General features: G+C 47.0%; 2 protein-coding genes and 1 pseudogene. 1 reads left to right on the top strand and 2 read right to left on the bottom strand.

Annotated elements, in window-relative coordinates:
* The coding region (locus tag ACRC27_RS07165) for a penicillin-binding transpeptidase domain-containing protein (protein ID WP_438639530.1) at positions 1 to 873 on the top strand (873 nt) is incomplete at its 5' end.
* A gap of 109 nt (positions 874 to 982) precedes the next feature.
* Here ACRC27_RS07165 and birA read toward each other — a convergent pair.
* Positions 983 to 1,945 (bottom strand): bifunctional biotin--[acetyl-CoA-carboxylase] ligase/biotin operon repressor BirA, encoded by a 963-nt coding sequence (gene birA, locus ACRC27_RS07170; RefSeq protein ID WP_438630184.1) that lies wholly within the window; start codon positions 1,943 to 1,945, stop codon positions 983 to 985.
* Between the two features lie 2 nt (positions 1,946 to 1,947).
* A pseudogene (locus ACRC27_RS07175) lies at positions 1,948 to 2,105 on the bottom strand (UDP-N-acetylmuramate dehydrogenase); the annotation flags it as partial.

Consider the following 2,105-nt stretch of genomic DNA (forward strand, 5'->3'; position numbering starts at 1 on the left):
GGAGCGGCTGATTTTACCCCGCTATCTGTCGCACGCGGTTACTCAGTTTTTGCCAATGGTGGCTATTTAATTACGCCTTATTTCATCAGCAAAATTGAGGACTCAAACGGTAAATTGCTGGAGGAAACCAAACCACTGATTGCCTGTACGGGAACCTGCAATATACCGGTGGTATACGGTACAACAGCAAAAGCAGCAGTATTGGGTAACGCACTAACTGAAGATCTTCCTGCACAAGACGGGGCAGTACCTATGCCACAAATTGAGCATGTTGATACGCCGCTGCTTACACAGACGGAAACCAGTGAAGGTTATGCACCGCATGTTATCAGTACCCAACTGGCATTTTTAATTCGTGATGCACTCGAGTCTGCTATTTGGGGTGAACCGGGTGCCGGCTGGCAAGGTACTGGCTGGCGAGCGGCAAAATTGCTCAAACGGCATGATATTGGCGGTAAAACCGGTACCACCAATAATTCAAAAGATGCGTGGTACTCTGGGTACGGGCCGAGTACGGTAACGACTGTATGGGTTGGTTTTGACGATCACCGCCGCGAATTGGGCCGTTCAACACAAAATCCAAACTTAAGTGGTCAAGTTATTTCAGGTTACGAAGGGGGCGCAAAATCAGCCCAGCCAGCATGGAATGCATTTATGCAGGCCGCGCTTAGCGGGATCCCTGAGCAACCAAAACAGATCCCTGGCGGTATTTTAAGTATCCCAATTGACATGAAAACCGGTAAATTAGCCGATGGGTCTGGCCGTTCACGGGTTGAGTATTTTATTCCCGGAACAGAACCAACAGAAAAGCCAACACATGAAGTAGGAACAACCATCATCGATAGCTCGGGCTCTCAACAAGAGTTGTTCTGATTTAGCTCTCAATACTTTATTTGGCATTGATGTATCAAAAGGCCGCAGTACATATCATTATGCTGCGGCCTTTTTATTTGTTGCAATGAGTATTGAAGCTATCAGTTTACTAAAGTGGACGCAGTGAAATTTCCCCACCGACAAAGCTTTTTAACTCTCCGCTGGGTAAGCGCAAGCGCAGTGCGCCGTGTGAGTCAATACCGCAAGCAACACCTTCAATTTGCTGTTCACCCATCAACAACTTCACCGGTCTACCCGTAAAGTTATCGAGTGCATTCCAGCGCTCATAAAATGCCGATAAGCCCTGTTGTTCATACAGCGGAAGATTCTCTTCCAGTGCTTTTAATAAGCGCCCAGCAAGCTGGTTGCGTGGAAGTGTCGGGCATACATCTTTTAAACATGAAATCGGCTGGTCAATGCGACTACGAACAGAAGCAGGAAGCGAGACATTAATCCCCATTCCCATCACGATATGTGCCGCATCACCGGTTTGTCCGGTTAACTCAACCAAAATACCCGCTACTTTTTTATCATTCAGATAGAGATCATTTGGCCATTTTAACCGAATAGCATCCGTACCCAGCTGCTGCAATACTTCAGCAACAATCACGCCGATAGCCAAGCTTAAGCCAACTGCCGCTGCAGGGCCTTGCTCTAAGCGCCAGTACATTGATAAATAGAGATTGGCACCAAACAGTGATACCCAAGGCCGACCACGCCGCCCGCGTCCAGCTTGCTGATACTCAGCAAGGCAAGCATAACCAGAAGGAAATTGGCCAATTCTGTCGAGTAAATACTGATTGGTTGAACCGATAATAGGGATCAGCTCAAACTGACTAGAAGGCGTAATAGATTTAATCGCATCAGTTGTTAACAACTCAATAGGCTCTGCCAAACAGTACCCTTTTCCTGGGACACTAAAGAGATCTAATCCCCAATCTTGCAAAGTCCGAATATGTTTACTAATAGCTGCGCGCGAAATACCTAAACGCTTCCCGAGTTGCTCACCTGAGTGGAATTGCCCATCTGCTAGCCACTGTATAATTTGCAAAGGCGTATCTGTACTTTTCATATTCACTCCAGTACCTGCACAGCATTCACCTCACCGGAACGGCCGATAAAACGCACTTCAGGATCGAGCCAGACTGAAAATCGAGCAAATACCGACTGACGAACATGCTGTGCAAGGCATAAAACATCATGTGCGCAGGCATTACCGGTATTAACCAAAA

It is taken from the genome of Plesiomonas sp. (assembly GCF_051650925.1).
In the GTDB taxonomy this organism is placed as follows: domain Bacteria; phylum Pseudomonadota; class Gammaproteobacteria; order Enterobacterales; family CAMTGL01; genus Plesiomonas.

Excerpts from the sequence above, each read along its gene's own strand:
- birA (WP_438630184.1), bottom strand. The coding sequence starts at position 1,945 with ATGAAAAGTACAGATACGCCTTTGCAAATTATACAGTGGCTAGCAGAT.